At 71.4% G+C, this 18,388-nt stretch carries 16 protein-coding genes; 8 read left to right on the top strand and 8 right to left on the bottom strand.

Going from position 1 to position 18,388, the window contains the following annotated elements; translation table 11 throughout:
- Positions 1-32: 32 nt before the first annotated feature.
- Entirely contained in the window at positions 33-425 is a 393-nt protein-coding gene (locus tag ACIBEI_RS33030; protein WP_398893869.1) for a DUF6083 domain-containing protein, read from the bottom strand.
- A gap of 26 nt (positions 426-451) precedes the next feature.
- Here ACIBEI_RS33030 and ACIBEI_RS33035 point away from each other — a divergent pair, with 26 nt between their 5' ends.
- Positions 452-799, top strand: coding sequence for a hypothetical protein (locus tag ACIBEI_RS33035; protein WP_398893870.1), 348 nt, complete (start codon positions 452-454; stop codon positions 797-799).
- A 21-nt stretch (positions 800-820) separates the two neighbouring features.
- Positions 821-1,258, top strand: a complete 438-nt coding sequence (locus tag ACIBEI_RS33040; protein ID WP_398893871.1) for a cytidine deaminase — start codon at positions 821-823, stop codon at positions 1,256-1,258.
- Between the two features lie 73 nt (positions 1,259-1,331).
- Here ACIBEI_RS33040 and ACIBEI_RS33045 read toward each other — a convergent pair whose 3' ends face one another.
- Positions 1,332-1,673, bottom strand: a complete 342-nt coding sequence (locus ACIBEI_RS33045) for a hypothetical protein (RefSeq protein WP_398893872.1) — start codon at positions 1,671-1,673, stop codon at positions 1,332-1,334.
- A gap of 282 nt (positions 1,674-1,955) precedes the next feature.
- On the opposite strand from ACIBEI_RS33045, the gene ACIBEI_RS33050 reads away from it, so the two are divergent.
- The 3 genes from ACIBEI_RS33050 to ACIBEI_RS33060 all read left to right on the top strand — a co-directional run bounded on the left by ACIBEI_RS33050 (position 1,956) and on the right by ACIBEI_RS33060 (position 5,510).
- Positions 1,956-3,242 (top strand): Clp protease N-terminal domain-containing protein, encoded by a 1,287-nt coding sequence (locus ACIBEI_RS33050; RefSeq protein ID WP_398893873.1) that lies wholly within the window; start codon positions 1,956-1,958, stop codon positions 3,240-3,242.
- A gap of 110 nt (positions 3,243-3,352) precedes the next feature.
- Positions 3,353-4,852: a sensor histidine kinase gene (locus tag ACIBEI_RS33055; protein ID WP_398893874.1), complete on the top strand. Its 1,500-nt coding sequence runs from the start codon at positions 3,353-3,355 to the stop codon at positions 4,850-4,852.
- A gap of 4 nt (positions 4,853-4,856) precedes the next feature.
- Positions 4,857-5,510, top strand: a complete 654-nt coding sequence (locus ACIBEI_RS33060; protein ID WP_398893875.1) for a response regulator — start codon at positions 4,857-4,859, stop codon at positions 5,508-5,510.
- A 302-nt stretch (positions 5,511-5,812) separates the two neighbouring features.
- On the opposite strand, the gene ACIBEI_RS33065 is transcribed toward ACIBEI_RS33060, so the two are convergent.
- On the bottom strand, positions 5,813-6,736 hold the full coding sequence (locus tag ACIBEI_RS33065) for an LLM class F420-dependent oxidoreductase (protein ID WP_398893876.1): 924 nt from the start codon (positions 6,734-6,736) through the stop codon (positions 5,813-5,815).
- Positions 6,737-6,973: 237 nt separating this feature from the next.
- On the opposite strand from ACIBEI_RS33065, the gene ACIBEI_RS33070 reads away from it, so the two are divergent.
- Positions 6,974-7,162 carry a hypothetical protein gene (locus ACIBEI_RS33070; RefSeq protein WP_398893877.1) on the top strand — a complete coding sequence of 63 codons (189 nt, stop codon included), beginning with the start codon at positions 6,974-6,976 and terminating at the stop codon, positions 7,160-7,162.
- 259 nt (positions 7,163-7,421) lie between these two features.
- Here ACIBEI_RS33070 and ACIBEI_RS33075 read toward each other — a convergent pair whose 3' ends face one another.
- The 4 genes from ACIBEI_RS33075 to ACIBEI_RS33090 all read right to left on the bottom strand — a co-directional run bounded on the left by ACIBEI_RS33075 (position 7,422) and on the right by ACIBEI_RS33090 (position 10,320).
- Positions 7,422-7,883, bottom strand: a complete 462-nt coding sequence (locus tag ACIBEI_RS33075; protein WP_398893878.1) for a DUF6099 family protein — start codon at positions 7,881-7,883, stop codon at positions 7,422-7,424.
- A 226-nt stretch (positions 7,884-8,109) separates the two neighbouring features.
- Positions 8,110-8,442 (bottom strand): nucleotide pyrophosphohydrolase, encoded by a 333-nt coding sequence (locus ACIBEI_RS33080; protein ID WP_398893879.1) that lies wholly within the window; start codon positions 8,440-8,442, stop codon positions 8,110-8,112.
- Positions 8,439-9,659 (bottom strand): ATP-binding protein, encoded by a 1,221-nt coding sequence (locus ACIBEI_RS33085; protein ID WP_398893880.1) that lies wholly within the window; start codon positions 9,657-9,659, stop codon positions 8,439-8,441. The genes ACIBEI_RS33080 and ACIBEI_RS33085 overlap by 4 nt, the downstream gene beginning before the upstream one ends.
- Before the next feature lie 271 nt (positions 9,660-9,930).
- Positions 9,931-10,320 carry a cell division protein SepF gene (locus ACIBEI_RS33090; protein WP_398893881.1) on the bottom strand — a complete coding sequence of 130 codons (390 nt, stop codon included), beginning with the start codon at positions 10,318-10,320 and terminating at the stop codon, positions 9,931-9,933.
- A 374-nt stretch (positions 10,321-10,694) separates the two neighbouring features.
- On the opposite strand from ACIBEI_RS33090, the gene ACIBEI_RS33095 reads away from it, so the two are divergent.
- Together ACIBEI_RS33095 and ACIBEI_RS33100 are read left to right on the top strand one after the other, a co-directional pair.
- Positions 10,695-14,855 carry a molybdopterin-dependent oxidoreductase gene (locus tag ACIBEI_RS33095; RefSeq protein WP_398893928.1) on the top strand — a complete coding sequence of 1,387 codons (4,161 nt, stop codon included), beginning with the start codon at positions 10,695-10,697 and terminating at the stop codon, positions 14,853-14,855.
- 181 nt (positions 14,856-15,036) lie between these two features.
- Entirely contained in the window at positions 15,037-16,734 is a 1,698-nt protein-coding gene (locus ACIBEI_RS33100) for a hypothetical protein (RefSeq protein WP_398893930.1), read from the top strand.
- 93 nt (positions 16,735-16,827) lie between these two features.
- Here ACIBEI_RS33100 and ACIBEI_RS33105 read toward each other — a convergent pair whose 3' ends face one another.
- On the bottom strand, positions 16,828-18,372 hold the full coding sequence (locus tag ACIBEI_RS33105; protein ID WP_398893882.1) for an MFS transporter: 1,545 nt from the start codon (positions 18,370-18,372) through the stop codon (positions 16,828-16,830).
- Between the last annotated feature and the right edge of the window lie 16 nt (positions 18,373-18,388).

The following is an 18,388-nucleotide window of genomic DNA, read 5'->3' on the forward strand; positions in this document are numbered from 1 at the left end:
CGGCCCCGCGCAAGCCGGTCAGAGCACCGCCGCTACCCCACGTCCGGCAACTCCGGCAACTCCACCTCCGCCGGCACAGGCGGCTCGGCGTTCGCCTCGCGTGCGGCCCGGCGCGCGTTCTCCCCGCGCAGCGCCGTCAACCAGGGCCACAGGTCCGGCAGTTGTTGCTCCGAACACGCCAGCCGATGCTCGATCCGGCACCGTTGGGAGCTGTCCGGAGGGCACACCGCGTACACCGTCACCCGCCCGTCCGACAGCCCGATCCACCGGTACTCGGCCGGCACCAGATGCGCCAGAATATCCACGCCCGGCTCCAACAGCACCCAGTCCTGCTCCAGTGTCGGCACCCGATCCTGCGGCAGGCCGCAGAACGGGCACGTGAACGTCTGCCTGCCGCCCAACCGCGGCACCTCGTCAGCCCCCATAGGTGGAGCGTGGGCGCCATGCGCTCATGCCGCAGGGTGCCTACCGGACGGGAATCCTGCGGCCCGGCGGGCAGGCCACGGCAGACGAGGTTCGCGGGGCCCGCCCATGCCCGGCGCGCACCAGCAGCGGCGGCCGGACAGGCGCTGTTGACGACGACCCACCATGGCAACGGCACCCGGCACAGGGAGGCCCGCATCGACCTGAAACGGAGCAGGGCGGCACGATCCGCCGCCGCGTCATCGCTGCGTCGTCGCTGCGTCGTCGCCGCATCATCGCTGCGTCGTCGCTGCGTCGTCGCTGCGTCATCCGGCGGAGCGCGCACACCGCCGATATTCGCTTGCGCACCATCGGCACGCGGATCAACGTCGCCTGACACCTCACGAAGGCGGAGAAGATGACCACGCAGGCCCACCACGTCGACCATGAACTCATCCAGGCCGCGGCCCACGTCGCTCGCACTCGCTGCCGGGGCGACAACCACACCATGGCGGCCGCAGCCCGTGCCCAGGACGGCCGGATCGTCACCGCGGTGAACGCCTACCACTTCACCGGCGGCCCCTGCGCCGAACTGGTTCTCCTCGGCGCGGCAGCCGCCCAGGGCGCCTACGAGCTGGACACGATCGTCGCCGTCGGCGACCGCGACCGAGGCGTCGTTCCACCGTGCGGCCGGTGTCGTCAGGTCCTGGTCGACTACTTCCCGGCCCTGAAGGTCATCGTCGGGGCAGGCGACCGCCTCCGGACCGTCTCCATCACCGACCTGCTTCCCGAAAGCTACATCTGGGCCGACCACCAGCTCGACACCGAGCAGACCGAACCGCCCCACACGAGCTGACACCACCAGACACGGACAGGGCGAACGGCGTCTGATGCGGCACCGGCTCCCGCCACGAGGTCGAGGCCCCGGATCACGAAACGGGCCGACCGACCTGGGACGACCAATTGGGGCGGAAGCGTCTTACGAATTCTGTGAAGTCGTTCCGCAGATACCGGATGTCGGACGGCTTCAGCCGGATCTGCCGGCGGCTGTCGGCCCACCAGATCTCGAAATCGGCAACCGTGCCTTCCGTCGGCCAGTCATCGCTCTGTTCCGGAAGCAACAGGACGTCGACGAAGCCTCCGACGCTCAGACCGATGTCCACGAAGATCCCGATCGCGCCGGGCCGAGGAACCTTCACCACGGTGCCCTCGAAAACCTGACCGAAGCGCAGTCCCCTCCGAATCCGAGTCCATTCGGCGTCTGTCACCACGAACGCATCCTCGCACCTTCGTCCGGATCGCAGGCGAACGGCTCCCGAACTGCACGAGGGCGACACCCTGGCCGTACGCGGCGGATGACGCCCCGCCCGTACGCGAATGACGCCCAGCCGTACGCGGATCACGCCCGAGCCGATCGGACCGTACGCCTGGCCGGTCGGACCGCGAGCCTGGCCGGTCGGACCGCGAGCTTGGCCGGTCGGCCGACGCCGTGGTGTGTGGTGGCCGTCTAGCGTCGGTCTCGTCCGGCAACAGCAGCCCGAGGGGAACGTTCGATGGACCAGCGACCGACGACCGGAACACACACCGACGCCACCACCACGGCCGCGTTGGCCGGAGCGCCCACGGAGTTCGAACTCGACGTCGTGGAACTGCTCGTGGAGGCACTGCGCGAAGCGGTCAGGTTCGAGTCGCGGGCCGTGGGCACGGAGAACGTGCTGTCCGCGCTCGTGATGGGTGAGACGGACGCCGGTTCGGCGATAGCGCCCGGGATGCGGAAGGCCGGCTCGCTCAGCGGTCTGGTCGCGGGACGGGCCGGGAGCGGTGGGGCGGCTTGGGCGAACGACGACGGATACGGCAGCACTCCGTTGGACGCCACCGACGAGGACGACGCCGAGATCACGGCCGCGTGGCGCGAGGCACAGTGGCGGCTCGGGCTCAAGGCCGGCGAATCGCGTGGCTCGCGCAAAGCGAAGGAACCGGTCGACGAGAGTGGCCGGTCGCTGCCCGGGATGACCGACGCGACGCGGATGTGCCTGCTGCTCGCGTTGGGGTCGGCCCGCGCCGAAGGGACGGTGGCGGTGCGCTGCCGGCACGTGGCGCGGGCCCTGCTGAACCTGCCGACGAGCCGTGCCCGGGAAGCACTGCTGGTGGAGAGGGTGGACCTGGCCGCCGCGGCCACGGCACTCGACACACTGGACGCGAAGGCCTCGGCGGAGACCGCGGGACCGGAATCCCGTGGCGTCCTGTTGCTCCGCCGGGCCGGCACGCTGGGCAGGAGCGGCAACCGCCTGTCCCGAGCGATCACGTCGTGGACCGCCGGGTCGTCCATCTACGGCTCACCGGTGATGTTCGCGGTCAGCGTCGAGGCCGCACGGCAGGTGGCGCGGTACGGGCGCGGCAGGACGGAGCCAGTGGACCTCCTGCTGGGGATCCTGGCCCTGGACCGGGCCCTGGCCGTTGCCGGACGGTCGTTGCCCGAGGATCTGGCATCCGTCAGCACGGCCGCCGGACTCCTGCGCCGGCACGGCGTACGGCACGGTTCCCTGGCGCGTTCGGCGACCATCGACGCGCCGGTCGGCGGCCTCGACCAGACACAGCTCTCCGACTCCGCCCAACAGGCCAGGGCGACCGCGCAGCTCATCGCCGCCGAGCAGGGTTCGCCCACGGTCGGTACGGTCCACCTGCTGGCCGCGCTGCTCGAAGCGCCCGCGGTCGACGCCGAGGCGGGGGACGAGGGCCGGACGGTCGGACGGCTGCTGGCCGCCGAGCGGGTGGACACCGCGGCGTTGCGGGCGGAGCTGGGCCCGCGGTCGGAGCTGGACCCGCGGTCGGAAGCGTGACATCGGGGGACCGCCCGGCAGCGCCCCAGCCGGCCGTGGATACCGTTCCTTCCGGCGGATCCGTGATGCGCGGATCCGCGATGCCGGGGGCAGAGGCGAGCATGAGTCAAGTGACGGAAGAACAACGGTGGTTGCCCGGACGGCCGGGGTGTGGGCCGACCGGTGCGGCACGCCGACTGCGCCGCGAGGCGGCCGAGATCCGGGCCGCGGTACGGGCCGCTCCGCGCCGTACGGTCGTCGCCGAGTCACTGCTGTGTGCCCTGGCGGCGGCCTTCGGGCTGATCCCGCTGCTGCTGATCCCGCCGGACCGGCCGGTTCTCGCGGTACTGGAGGCGTTGTGGGCGACGCTGCTCGTCCCCGCGCGGCGCGGCCGGCCGGTCGCTGCGGTCCTGGGCGCCTTTCCGCTGCTGATGGGTGCCAACGTATGGGTGCTGGCGGTGGTGCCGCTGATCGTGCTGTCCGCCACCCGCCGTATCGCGCCGCCGCGGCGCGCGTGGCGGGTCGTCGGGGTGGCCTGCGCCGCGCTCGGCGGACTGACCGTCGCCGAGGGCCTGTTCCGGTGGGAGACCCTGCCGATGAAGCTGGCGGAGAACGCCGTCTCCGCCGTACTCCTCCTGCTGCTCCCCACCCTGGCCGGCACCATGCTGGGTCGGCGACGGCCCCTGGTCGACCTGCTGCGGGAGCGCAACGCCTATCTGGAACAGACCCGTACGCTGACCGCCGCGGCGGCCCGGATGGAGGAACGGACCCGGATCGCACGGGAGATGCACGACCTCCTGGGCCACCGGCTGAGCCTGATCTCGGTGCATGCCGGGGCCCTGGAACTCGCCGCCGCTCGCCAGGCCCCTCCCCTGGCCGGACAGGTGGAGCTGCTGCGTACGACCGCGGGGACGGCCATGGAGGAACTGCGCGAGATCCTCGGCGTCCTGCGGCACGCGGACCTGTCGGACGAGACCGGGGGCGGCGACCGGGGAACGTACGAGGACATCACCGCTCTGGTGACCCAGTCCCGGCAGACGGGTGGCGGCTCGGTCGAGCTGGTCTGGTCGGTTCCCGACACGGTCGAGGTGGGCGCCCGTGTCCGGCAGGCGATCCACCGGGTGGTCCGTGAAGGGCTGACGAACGTGCTGAAACACGCGTCGGGCGCGCCCACTCTGGTGGAGGTCAGAGCCACGGACGCGGGCATCGAGGTGTACGTCACCAACGGGCCGCCGCGCGTGCCGGGCGACTCCCAGGGGGGAACGAGCAGCGGGCTGGCCGGACTTCAGGAGCGGATCTCCTTGCTCGGCGGCACCTTCGGGGCGGGCGCCCTGCCGGACGGCGGCTTCCGTGTGACGGCGTGGCTGCCGTCCCAGCGGTCCCACGCGACGAACGGGCCGGTGCCCGCGCCCTCGAAAGCCGGCGCCGAAGCTCTTCGGCCTGCGCCCCGCCCCCCTTCCGGCGCCGGCGACGGCGACGGCGACACCTGGCGGCCGGGGGTCAACCCCCCGCTGTCGGCGCAGACCCTGACCTGGCCGCGCGTCCTCGGCGCCGGCTGCACGGCGGTGCTCGTGGTCCTGCCCACGGCGGGCTTCCTGATCGTCCTGCTGGTGATGGCGGCCCTAGGATGAGCTGATGATCCGAGTGCTGGTCGCCGACGACGAAGCGCTGATGCGCGTCGGGATCCGGCTGATCCTGGAGAACGCCGACGACATCGAGGTCGTGGCCGAGGCAGGTGACGGCCTGGAGGCCGCGGCGGCCTGTCGCACCCACGACATCGACGTCGCCCTGCTCGACATCCAGATGCCGACCCGGGACGGCATCGCGGCGGCCGAGGACATCGCCCGGCTCTCGCCCCGTACATGTGTGGTGATGCTGACGGCGTTCGGCGAGGAGGCGAGCGTGACGCGGGCCCTGCGGGCCGGGGCGAGCGGGTTCCTCCTCAAGGACACCGGTCCCGCCGAACTGATCCGCGCCGTGCGGCTCGCGGCGAAGGGTGAACCGGTCCTCGCACCCCGGATCACGCGCCAACTGCTCGAACGGCACGTGCGGTCGGGCCGTGACACCGAGGCCGCCCTGCGCAGGACCGAGGAGCTGACCCCGGCCGAACGGGATGTCCTGCGGCTGCTCGGCACGGGCCTGTCCAACGCGGAGATCGCCGACCAGCTGTACATGAGCGCCGGCACGGTCAAGGCCCACATCAGCCGGATCCTGACCCGCACCGGCTGCGCCAACCGCGTCCAGGCGGCGGTCCTGGCCCACGATGCGGGGTTGCTTGCCGACTGCTGAGGCGAGGCAGGGGCGGGGCGGGCGGAGCCTGAGTGTGGCGGACGCTCGTGGGTGCAGCCCCCGATCCCGCATCCCGGGTCGGGTTTTCGGCCCCTGATCCTGCATCACGGGTCCGGTTTGCGGCCCCGATCCCGCATCCCGGCTCCGGATTTCGGCCCCCGTCCCGGCCCCAACCCCGGTCCCGGTCCGAGGAGTACCCGTCGGCCCGGGACCGGGACGAGTCCGCGGCCGCCGGCCCGGGAACCGCGACGAGTCCGCGACGGTGGCCGTCGGCGGATCGCCGCGGCGCGGCGACCGCCCGGTTACCGCAACTGGGACTGCACCTGGGAGGAGATCAGGTCCAGGTGGTCCAGATCGTCGAGGTCGAGGATCTGGAGGTAGACCCGCTGGGAACCGGCCTCCGCGTACCGGCCGATCCTCTCGACGACCTCGTCCGGGGTACCGGCCAAACCGTTCGCCTTCAGCTCGTCCACCTCGCGGCCGATCGCGGCGGCCCGGCGGGCGACCTCCGCGTCGTCCTTGCCGACGCAGGCGACGAGCGCGTTGGAGTAGACGAGATCGGTGCCCTTGCGGCCCGTCTCCTCCGCCGCCGCCCGCACCCGCTTGAACTGACGCTCACTGTCCTCGATCGACGCGAACGGCATGTTGAACTCGTCGGCGTAACGGCCCGCGAGACGCGGGGTACGGCTGGCACCGTGGCCGCCGATGAGCACCGGCACCTTGAGCTGAGCCGGCTTGGGCAGCGCGGGCGAGTCGGTGAGCTGGTAGTACGTGCCGTCGAAGCTGAAGGTCTCGCCGATCTTCGTCTCCCACAGCCCGGTGACGATCGCCAGCTGTTCCTCGAGACGGGCGAACTTCTCCTTCGGGAAGGGGATGCCGTACGCCTTGTGCTCCTCCTCGAACCAGCCCGCGCCCAGGCCCAGTTCGACGCGGCCGCCGGACATCTGGTCGACCTGGGCGACCTGGATCGCCAGGACGCCGGGCAGACGGAACGTACCGGCGGTCATCAACGTGCCGAGGCGGATGCGCTTGGTCTCGCGGGCGAGTCCGGCGAGGGTGATCCAGGCGTCCGTGGGGCCGGGGAGGCCGTCCGCGGAACCCATGCGGAGGTAGTGATCTGAGCGGAAAAAGGCGTCGAAGCCGAGGTCTTCGGTGGCCTTGGCGACAGCGAGAAGGGTGTCGTAGGTGGCGCCCTGCTGGGGCTCGGTGAAGATTCGAAGATCCATGCCTCCATCCTGCACGGTCGAACGTCGGTCAACCTCATCGGTCCCGCCGGTGCTTCGCGTCCCCGGTCGGGTGAAAATCCGTCAACCGTGGGCCTGGGGAAAGACCGGGCCAGTGACCCGTCTGGGCGGTGATCGTTGGCTCGGGCGGAGCCGGACCGCCCGGCACCCGTCGCCGGCGGTCGGCCGGTGCGTTGCTGGTTCTCCCCGTGGGGGAGGGCGAAGGCCGAGGAGGCCGTCATGTCCCAGGAAGCCGTTCCGTCGTCGCAGCCCAAGGGTTTGCTGCAGCAGATGGAGGAGCTGATGGCGGCGCTCAACGCGGATCTGTCGCAACTCGACGCGGATTTCCAGCAGTCGGCCGAGCGCCCGGCCCCGGTCCCGGCCCCGGTCCCGGCCCCGGCCCCGGCCGACGGATCCGACCACGCCTGATCTTTTCGCCCCCGCCGCCCCTACCCTCCCCCACTCTCGGCTTCGCTCGAGCGGGGGGACCCCCATCGTCCCTGACTCAGGGGCTCCGCCCCCGAACCCCCAAAAAGATTGCGCAGTTCCCCGCGCCCCTGAGGTATTCAGCCCCTCCGGGCGCCCCTGAGGTATTCAGCCCCTCCGGCGTTTGAGGAGCGGGGGTTCGGGGGCTGGCCCCCGAGTAGTGACGGGAATGGGTAGGGGCGGCGGGGGCGAGGAAACCCCCCTACCCCGCCGCCGCCCCCTGATCCCGCACCGCGAGTCTTCGCAGCATCTCCAGCACCCGGTCCCGGGACTCGTCCGCGGCGTCGATCGCTTCCATGCACTGCCAGTACGTCCCCTCGTCGCTGGCCGCGCAGGCTATCCCCACGAGGGCTATCCCGACCTCGCCGAGCAGCCCGCCGAGGTCGAGAAGAGCGACGCGCGCATCGCCGAGCTCGGTGAGCTGGGCGGCCCGCAGCCTCCCCACGTCGAGCACCGGCGCACCCAGCACGCCACACCCCCGCCCCGCCAACTCGGTCAACCCCAGCGCCTCGCCCCGTAATTCGGGCGGCCCGGACACCGCCAGCCGACTGCCTATCGCCTGGGCGAGGGCCTGCGCCTGCCAGGCCTCCGCCATGATCCCGGGAGCGTCCGCGCTCCCCATCAGGGCACACCTGCTCGCGTCGATGAGCCGCACCGCGTCCATGCGCTGACCCCGTCTGTCCCGACGCGCTCTTCACACGCCTGCCCGAACTCCGCCTGTCCACTACCCAGAGTGAAGTGCTTCGGGACGAAAAGCCAGAGGAAGCCTGAAATCTGTGGACACGGAATTGATTGTGGACAGATCAATAACTCCGGAGAGTGACAAGCGGGGTCTTCAAGTCCCTTTCCGGGGGCGCCTCATGGGCATCAAGCGGATACGAAACGGACGGTCACGACCCCTCCCCCACCGGAAACCTCCGTTCATTCCGGTCGATCTTCGCATCGAGCGCCTCAAGGACATCGATACCGAGCACCTCGCACACCTGCAGCAAGTACGCGAGCACATCGGCGACTTCGTCCGTCACACGCGAGGCCCGCTCCGGGTCGTCCATCACCCGGGCCGACTCCTCGGGCGTCAACCACTGGAAGATCTCGACGAGTTCGGACGCCTCCACACTGAGCGCGGCGACGAGGTTCTTGGGCGTGTGGTACCGCTGCCAGTCCCGCGCCGCCGCGAACTCGGTCAGCCTGCGCTGCAACATCGCCACATCAAGTTCGGTCACGGTTCAAGGTCTACCACCGTCACCCCGCCCACCCCCGCCGCCCAGGACGCGTCGCTCACGGCCCCCACCAGCCGGATGTGCCCGCGCTCGCACATCCGCGCCGCCAGCCGTACGAGCCCCTCGCGCTGCCGTACGTCCAGATCGCGGTCGAAGCCGTCGGCGAGGACGGTGAGCGTCTGCAGCGCCGCGGGCACCTCGCCCGCCGTGTCGACCTCCAGCACCCCCGGCCCGGTGAGCAGCACCAGGGACAGCGCGAGGTACCTCAACTCCCCGTCCCCCAGCCGCCCGAGCGGTGTGCGCAGCCCGTCGCCGCGGTCCAGCAGCGCCTGGACCGTCCCACCAGTCCCGCCGATCCCGCCGATCCTGCCGATCTCTCCGTTCTCCCCGATCCTGCCGATCCCGCCGGGCCGCCGCTCGGCCAACAGATCGAGGACCGGCCCCGCGCATCCCGCACGCACCGCGTCGACCAGCAGCCCGTGCCGACGCCCACACTCCGACCGCGTACGCCACAGCACTTCGGCGAGGTTGCCGCAGCCGCGCAGCAGCCGTCCCTCGCCGAGCGGCACCGGCGTGCGCATCGAGCGGGGCAGCGGATCGCAGGGGAAGACCGATCGCAGGGCGACCACCATCTGCTCGGCGGCCGCGAGGACTTGGCGCTGGCCGTCCGTCTTTCCGGCGACTCGGAGCGGCAGGAGCGGTGTGCCGAGACGGTCGTCGGGCAGTGGCGCCCGGGTCACCGGGGACGAGCCGGCCGTGTGCCAGGCCGCCTGCACGGATCGCCGACTCGGATCGCGCAGCGCGGTCTCCAGCAGGGTCAGCCCGCCCGCCGTCAACCGCTCGCCCACGATGCGCAGTTCGGGCTCGGCCTGCACGGCGACATCGAGCCGTACGGGACCCTCGGGACCGTCCGCCGTGCAGCCGATCCGGAAGCCCCGCCGCCGCTGGGCGTCGGGGCGGGCCCGCTCGGGCACGCACGCGACCGGGTCCGGGAACACCTCGTCCAGTTCGGCACCGCCGCCGAGCCGGGCGAGTGCCTCGTACGCCCGCAGGGCACTGGATTTTCCGCTGCCACTGGGGCCGGCGAAGAGGCTGAGCGGTCCGAGCGGGAATCCGGCGCGGCGGTGCGCGGCGAACGCGGCGAGCCGCAGTTCGGTGACGCTCGGCCGGTCCGGACGTGCCTCGGCCTCCGCGCGGGATCCGAGAGATGACACGGTCATATCCGGACGGTAGGGCTCCGCGACCAGGCGGAACCGTTTCGCCCGCGAAACCTTCCTACGAACGGGGGACCGGATCGAGGGTTGACACCCCCCGACCGTCAGGAATCGATCCGTCGGAATCACACCCGCGAGGCACACCCCCGAATCACGCCCCGCGCGCAACACCCCGCGAGGCACACCCCCGAATCACGCCCCGCGCGCAACACCCCGCGCGTCACACCCCAGGAGTCTCACACCCAGGAGCCGCGCTCCGGAAGTCAGACCCCGCCTGTCACACCCCGGGAATCCCCGCCCCCTCCATCAGCCCCCGCACCTCGGTTCCCGGCGGCGTGAGCAGGAAGACGTTCCGGTCGACCCGGTGCATCCCGCTCGCGAGGCCGAAGACGACACCCGTACTGAAGTCGAGTACGCGCTTGGCGACGTCCGTCTCGGCGCTGGTGAGGTCCAGGAGGACCGGGATGCCGGCCATCAGGGTCTCGGCGACCTCGCGGGCGTCCCCGAAGACATTGACCCGGAGCACCACGAAACGGCGTCGCGGCTCGGTCTCCGCCTCCGGAATCGCCCGGTGGCCGACCGCCGAGGGCCAGGCGTCGCGACCACGCAGCGGTACGACCTGGGCGAGTCCTTCCCACTGTTCATCGGTGACGTCGTGGCTGTTCACCGGTTCCCCCCGACCTGACTCGCACTGATTGCCTGCACCGGGCAATTCTTGCGCATGATCACCCGTTCGGCCCAATGCGACACGGTCCGCAGCGGACCGCACCCCTATGCGTCCCCTCACACCCGGCTGTGCGTCCCCTCACACCCGGCCGCCCCGCCGGGTCCCCTCACACCTCGCCGACGGCGGCTGTGTGGCGCGTGTAACTCCTCATGATCGCGCCACGTGACACAGGCGTAACGGGCAATTCGTACGCTGATGGACCGAGGTTCCCCTCGGAGAGGCTCGGAAAGGCCGGAGAAAGGCAGCGTGTGAGCACCACCACCCCCACGTCGCAGGTGCGCACGGTCTGCTCGTACTGCGGTGTGGGCTGCGGCATGGTCCTCGACATCGGGATGGGCCCCGACGGACGGCGTACGGTCCTGAAGGCGTCCGGGGACAAGGCGCACCCCGCGAATTTCGGCCGGCTCTGCACCAAGGGCGCGACCACGGCCGACATGCTCGCCGCGCCGGGACGGCTGGCCACCGCCCTCGTACGGGACGACCGCGGGGCGGAGCCGGTGCTGGCGCCCGTGGACGCGGCGATCGCCGAGACCGCGCGGCGGCTGCGCGCGATCATCGACGAGCACGGTCCCGACGCCTTCGCCTTCTACGTCTCGGGGCAGATGAGCCTGGAGGCCCAGTACCTGGCGAACAAGCTGGCCAAGGGCTTCGTACGGACGAACCAGATCGAGTCGAACTCACGGCTGTGCATGGCGAGCGCGGGCACCGGCTACAAGCTGTCGCTCGGGGCCGACGGGCCGCCCGGCTCGTACCAGGACTTCGAGAAGGCGGACGTCTTCCTCGTCATCGGGTCGAACATGGCGGACTGCCACCCGATTCTGTTCCTGCGGATGATGGACCGGGTGAAGTCGGCGGGCGCGAAGGTGATCGTCGTCGATCCGCGGCGCACCGCCACCGCCGACAAGGCCGATCTGTTCCTGCGGATCAGGCCGGGGACGGATCTGGCCTTCCTGAACGGGCTGCTGTATCTCCTCCACGAGAACGGGCACACCGACCCCGACTTCATCGCGGCCCACACCGAGGGCTGGGAGGACATGCCCGGCTTCCTCGCCGACTACCCGCCCGCGGCCGTCGCCGAGACCACCGGCATCCCGGAGGCCGACATCCGCGAGGCCGCGCGGCTGATCGGCGAAGCGGGCGAGTGGATGAGCCTGTGGACCATGGGGCTCAACCAGTCCACACACGGCACCTGGAACACGAACGCGCTGGTCAACCTGCATCTCGCCACCGGTGCGATCTGCCGCCCGGGGTCCGGGCCCTTCTCGCTCACCGGGCAGCCCAATGCCATGGGCGGCCGCGAGATGGGGTACATGGGGCCCGGTCTGCCGGGGCAGCGGTCCGTGCTCGTCGACGACGAGCGTGCCTTCGTCGAGGAACTGTGGGAGCTGCCGCCCGACACCCTCCGCAAGGACGGGGTCGGCAAGGGCACGGTCGAGATGTTCCAGAAGATGGCGGACGGCGAGATCAAGGCCTGCTGGATCATCTGCACCAACCCCGTCGCCTCGGTCGCCAACCGCCGGACCGTCATCGAGGGTCTTGAGGCCGCCGAGTTCGTCGTCACACAGGACGTCTTCGCCGAGACCGAGACCAACGCGTACGCCGATGTCGTGCTCCCCGGCGCGATGTGGACCGAGACCGAGGGCGTCCTCATCAACAGCGAGCGCAACCTCACGCTCGCCCGGGCCGCCGTCGAGCCGCCGGGCGAGGCGCTCGCGGACTGGCAGCTCATCGCGCGGGTCGCCTGCGCGATGGGGTACGAGAAGGGGTTCTCGTACGAGAGCGCGGAGGAGATCTTCGAGGAGATCAAGCGCGCGTGGAACCCGAAGACCGGGTGGGATCTGCGGGGTGTGACGTACGAGCGGCTGCGGGAGACGTCGGTGCAGTGGCCGGCGGGGCGGGAGGACGGCGGCGACCGGAATCCGATCCGGTATGTGGAGTCCGCGGGCGGAGGGCCTGTCTTCCCTACGGCCAGTGGGCGGGCCGTGTTCCATGCCCGGCCGCATCTGCCCGCCGCCGAGATGCCGGACGACGACTTCCCCTTCGTGCTGAACACCGGGCGGCTTCAGCATCAGTGGCACACGCTGACCAAGACGGGGCGGGTGGCCAAGCTCAACAAGCTCGATCCCGGACCGTTCGTGGAGGTGCACCCGGAGGACGCCGCGGCGCTCGGCGTGGCCGGGGGTGACCGGGTCGAGGTCGCGTCGCGGCGGGGACGGGCCGTGCTGCCCGCGGTGGTGACGGACCGGGTGCAGGTGGGGTGTCTGTTCGCGCCGTTCCACTGGAACGACCTGTTCGGGGAGTATCTGAGCGTCAATGCCGTCACCAGTGACGCCGTTGATCCTTTGTCGTTTCAGCCGGAGTTGAAGGTGTGTGCGGTTTCGGTGGTGAGGGTTTCTTCCCCCGCCCCACCCCTTCCCGAAAGCGGGGCGCTGCCCCGTACCCCGCTGGGGGCGCTGCCCCCAGACCCCCGCTCCTCAAACGCCGGAGGGGCTGGGACTACCGGTGGCGCCGGAGGGGCTGGGATTACCGGTGGCGCCGGAGGGGCTGAAATTTCCGGTGGCTCCGGAGGGGTCGGGAATTCCCCGGTCGGAGCTGATGCCGGCGCCGGAGCCGGACTTGCGGGCGCCCTCGGCCTCGCTCCCGCTCCTCCCCCCGTCCTCACCGCCCAGGAACGCCAGTACCTCACCGGATTCCTCGCCGGGCTTCCCGCGGGAGCCCCCGGTGTGCCGGTGCTGCCGCCGGACGCGCCCTTCAGTCCCGACCATGCCCTGTGGGTGAACGGCGTCCTGGCCGGGATGTACTCGCGAGCGGCTCAGACCCCGCGGGCCCCGGACACCCCTCTGCGCGAAGTCGTCGTGCTCTGGGCCTCGCAGACCGGTAACGCGGAGGAGTTCGCGGTCGCGGCGGCCGACCGGATCACCGCGACCGGGCACCGGGCGACGCTCCTCGGGATGGACGACGCCGACCCTCGTGCGCTGCCGCCCGGGGCGGATCTGCTGCTGATCACCAGCACGTTCGGCGACGGCGACGCGCCCGACAACGGCTCCGGTTTCTGGTCGGCGCTGGCTACCCCGGAGTCACCGCGCATGGACGGCGTGCGCTATGCCGTACTGGCTCTCGGCGACTCCTCGTACGACGACTTCTGCGGGCACGGCCGCCGACTCGACCGGCGGCTGGACGAGTTGGGAGGGGTGCGGCTCGCTCCTCGTACGGACTGCGAGCCGGACTACGAGCCCTCCGCGCAGGCCTGGCTCGACCAGGTGCTCACCGCGCTCGTGCCCGGTCAGCAGGCAGCTCCCGCACCGGTTGCACCAGTTCCGAGCACGGGTTCGAGTGCGCCCTCGGTGTCGCGGAAGCCCGCCCCCGTCACCGCCCGGCTCACCGGCAACCGGCTGCTCAGCCTGCCCGGCGCGGGCAAGGAGGTCCGCGGGTTCACCTTCGACACACGGGACAGCGAGACTCCACTGACGTACGAGGCCGGGGACGCGCTCGGTGTACGGCCGGTCAACTCCTCCGCCCTGGTGGAGGAATGGCTGGAGGTGGCCGGGCTGGATGCCTCAACCTCCGTGGATGTGAACGGAGTTGGCCGCACCTCCCTGGCCGACGCGCTGGAACGGCATCTCGACATCACCAGGATCACCCCCGACCTGCTCCGCTTCGTGGCCGAACGGACCGGTGACAACCGGGAGTTGAAGAGGCTGTTGCGTCCGGACAACAAGGACGGGCTGGCCAAGTGGAGTTGGGGGCGGCAGGCCGTCGACGTCATCGCCGAGCATCCCGTACGGGCGAGCGCCCAGGAGTGGGCCGGGGTCCTGAAGCGGCTCCAGCCACGCCTGTACTCCATATCGTCCAGCCCGCTCGTCGACCCGCACCTCGTGTCGCTGACGGTGTCCGTCGTGCGGTACGAGAACCTCGGTGGACAGGTCCGGGGCGGTGTCTGCTCGCCCTTCCTCGCCGACGCCGAACCGGACACGCCGGTACCGGTGTTCGTACAGCGCTCCCCGAATTTCAGGCCCCCTGCCGACCCGGCGACCCCGATGGTGATGGTCGGGCCCGGCACCGGAGTCGCGCCGTTCGTCGGCTTCCTCCAGGAGCGGCGGGCCCTCGGCCACCGGGCGCCCAACTGGCTGTTCTTCGGCGAGCAGCACCGGGCCACCGACTTCTACTACGAGGACGAGCTGACGGGCTTCGTCGACGACGGCACCCTCACCCGTCTCGACACGGCGTTCTCCCGCGACCAGCGCGCCAAGGTCTACGTCCAGGACCGGATGCGCGAGCACGGGCCGGAACTGTGGTCCTGGCTCCAGGGCGGCGCCCGCTTCTACGTCTGCGGTGACGCCTCCCGGATGGCCAAGGACGTCGACCGGGCCCTGCGCGACATCGCCGTCACACACGGCGGCCTGAGCGAGACCGAGGCCGCCGCGTACGTGAAGCAACTCGCGGCGGACAAGCGGTACGTCCGGGATGTGTACTGACGGATCGTCAGGGGCGACCTCGGGAACGGCTTGTTGCGGGGGGTGCTCCCCGCCGAGCGGCCTCGGGTCGCTCTTACCGGCCTCACACCGGGCTCTTCACCTCCGGCACCGCGGTGCTCACCACCGCGCATTAGCTTCCGATGCCGTGTACGTGACAGAGACAAGGCCCGCGGCAGCCGGTCTGCGGACACCCCCGAAGGGGCCGAAGGAGTCGAAGGAGTCGAAGGAGCCGTCGGCGGACGAGGCACCCGCGCAGTGGCACCGGCTCCTGACCCTGCTCGCCGACATCGGCCTCTTCATCGGTACGCGTCCGGTGTGGGCGCAGGCCGCGAGCCACCGCCCGGTCGTCGCAGCGGTCGTCTCGGTCTGCTACGCGTCGATCCTCACGACGGGTGTCCTGGTCCTGGTGGTACGCCGCGGCCGTTCGCTCGCGCGGCTCGACCTGTGCGTCCTCGTCACGGCCGTCACGCTCACCCTCTGCGCGTACGCCATGGACCACGGCGGTAGCGACGAGGCCCTGCTCACCACGCAGGCCGCGCGGCAACTCGCCCACGGGCTCCCGGTCTACGGGCAGCCGTGGCCCCGGCTCTTCGGCCACGGGGTGGCGCTCACGCCCACGGCGACCGGCGGCTACGACTTCACGTACGGCTATCCGCCCCTGTCCGTGCTGCTCACGGCGCCGTTCGTGGGGGTGGGGCACGGGGCGATGGCCGCGACGCTGGTGAGCACGGGTGCTCTGCTGGCCGGCGCGGTCGTCATGTGGTGCCTGCTGCCCGTTCCCTGGCGGTCCGCGGCCACTCTGGTGTGCCTCGGTTTCGGGCTGCTCCCCGACTACGCGCGGCTCGGTTATCCGGCGGTCGTCGCGCTGGCTCTGCTCGTGCCGGTGGTGGTGCGCTGGCCGGGGACGGGAGCGGGCGGCCGGCTCGGTCCGGCCGGTCTGGCGCGGGCGGCATGTCTCGGGGCGGCGTGCGCGGCGCAGCAACTGCCGTGGTTTCTGGCGCCGTTCCTGCTGGCCGGGATCTACGCCGTGCGCCGTGGGGAACTGGGGCCGCGCGAGGCGGCCCGTGTCGTGGGCCGGTTCGTGGCGGCGTCCGCGACGGTCTGGCTGCTGATCAACACGTACTTCATCGTGCGGCAGCCCCACGACTGGCTCTCGGGCATCGCGCTGCCCCTGACGCAGGGAGCGGTCGTCCACGGCCAGGGCCTCGTGGGCATCTCGCTCTACCTCACCGACGGCAGCGGCCGCCTCGTCTGGTACTCGTACGCGAGCCTGCTGCTGGCCGCGGCCCTGCTCGTCCTGTTCGCCCTGTTCGTACGGCGTCTCGGTCCGGCGGCGGCCGTCCTGCCCTGGTGCGCGTTCTATCTGGCGACCCGTTCCCAGGACGGCTACTACCTGCTGATGACGCCGCTGTGGGTGGCGGCGGCCGTCACCGCGCCGCCCGCGTCGTTCGCGACGGCGTGGCAGCCGCGGCTCGGGCTCGGGCGGCGCGCCCGTGCCGTGCTGAGCGCCCTCCTCCTGGCACCGGCGGCGATCGGCGTGACCGTCGCGGCGACGAGCGCGCCGCCCCTCCGCATGACCGTGCTGGATGAGCGCCCCGCCGGCCGCGCGGCCCTGGCCGACCTCACCGTGCGCGTCACCAACCTCGGCGGCGACGACCTTCGGCCGCACTTCACCGTGACCACGGGCCAGGGCATGTCCCGTTACTGGTCGGTGGCACGGGGCCCGGCCGTCCTCGCCCGCCGCACGTCGGCCACGTACCAACTACTGCCGACCACTGGCGAGTTCGAGCTTCCCCGACACGGCGTACGGATCCGGTTGCGCGCCTTCACGGGGGCACCGATGACGCTGTCGAGCACGGATGTACGGGTCGAGCCCTGACCGCGGGGGTCAGGGCTCGGCCGCGGGAGTCAGGACTTGGCCGCGGGAGTCATCCGCATCCGCTCGCCGGCGTCAGGTCGCCGTGGGCCGTCGTCAGGCCTTGGCCTCGGCCGTCTCGGGGGCGGCGTCCGGTGCCGTGCCGGGCTCCGGCTCGGTGGCCGCCTTCGGGACCGGGATGAGGAAGGCGACGGCCGCGGCCACGAGGGCCACACCGGAGCCGATCAGCATGGCGACCCGGAACCCGTCCTCGGACGGCAGGGCGAACCCGCCGAAGTCCATGGTCATTTGGGCCAGGACCACCGCCATCACGGCGGCCGACACGGAGCTGCCGATCGAGCGCATCAGCGTGTTGAAGCTGTTGGCGGAGGCGGTCTCCGACTGAGGCACCGCGCTCATGATGAGGGCCGGCATCGCGCCGTACGCGAAGCCGACGCCCGTGTTGGCGACGATGGTCACGGCGAGCAGGCCCAGGGGCGAGTCGGTGCCGATCATCGGCAGGGAGATGCCGTAGCCGAGGGAGATGATCAGGGCTCCGACGGTCAGGGTGACCTTGGGACCGCGGGCGGCCGAGAGCTTGGCGCCGATCGGCGACATCACCATCATCATCAGGCCCGCGGGGGCCATCCACAGACCCATGGCCAGCATCGACTGGCCGAGGCCGTAGCCGGTGGCCTCGGGCAGCTGGAGCAGTTGGGGCACGACCAGCGACTGGGCGTACATCGAGAAGCCGACCAGGATCGAGGCGATGTTCGTCATCAGCACCTGCGGGCGGGCGGTCACCCGGAGGTCGACCAGCGGCTCACGCGTCCGCAGCTCCCACCAGCCCCAGGCCAGCAGGACGACGACCGAGGCGCCGAGCAGTCCGAGGGTGGTGCCGCTTCCCCAGCCCCAGTCGGCGCCCTTGGAGACGCCGAGGAGCAGACAGACGAGCCCGACGCCCAGACCGGCCGCGCCCAGCAGGTCGAAGCTGTTGCCCGCGGCGGCGTTCGCCCGGCCGACGGGCACGACGAACCGGATCAGGGTGCCGACCGCGAGGGCCAGGGCGGCGACGACCCAGAACAGCACGCGCCAGCTGGTGTTCTCGGCGATCGCCGCGGAGAACGGCAGACCGAGCGCACCGCCCACACCCATGGACGCGCTCATGATCGCGATGGACGAGCCCAGCTTCTCCTTCGGCACCACGTCGCGCAGGAGGCTGATGCCCAGGGGCACCACGCCCATGCCGAGGCCCTGCAGACCGCGTCCGGTGATCATCGGAATCACCGAGGAGGACAGGGCACAGACGATCGAGCCGACGACGAGCGGTATCAGCGAGGCCAGGAGCATGCGCCGCTTGCCGTACATGTCTCCGAGGCGTCCCGCGACGGGCGTCGCCACCGCTGCGGCCAGCAGCGTTGCGGTGATCACCCACGAGGCGTTCGAGGCGCTGGTGTCCAGCAGTTTCGGCAGGTCCCCGATCAACGGCACGACCAGGGTCTGCGTGAGCGCGGCCACGATGCCCGCGAAGGCGAGGATGCCGACGACACCGCCTGAGCGGGACTCGGCCTTGGGACTGTCAGGACTTTCCACGGGGGACTCTCCCTCTTGCGCTTCCGGATCACGGCGGGCGCGACGCACTGCACGGCAGGAATGCGGCATGCATAGAATGTGCATC

It is taken from the genome of Streptomyces sp. NPDC050988, from assembly GCF_044456225.1.
Classification (GTDB): Bacteria; Actinomycetota; Actinomycetes; order Streptomycetales; family Streptomycetaceae; genus Streptomyces.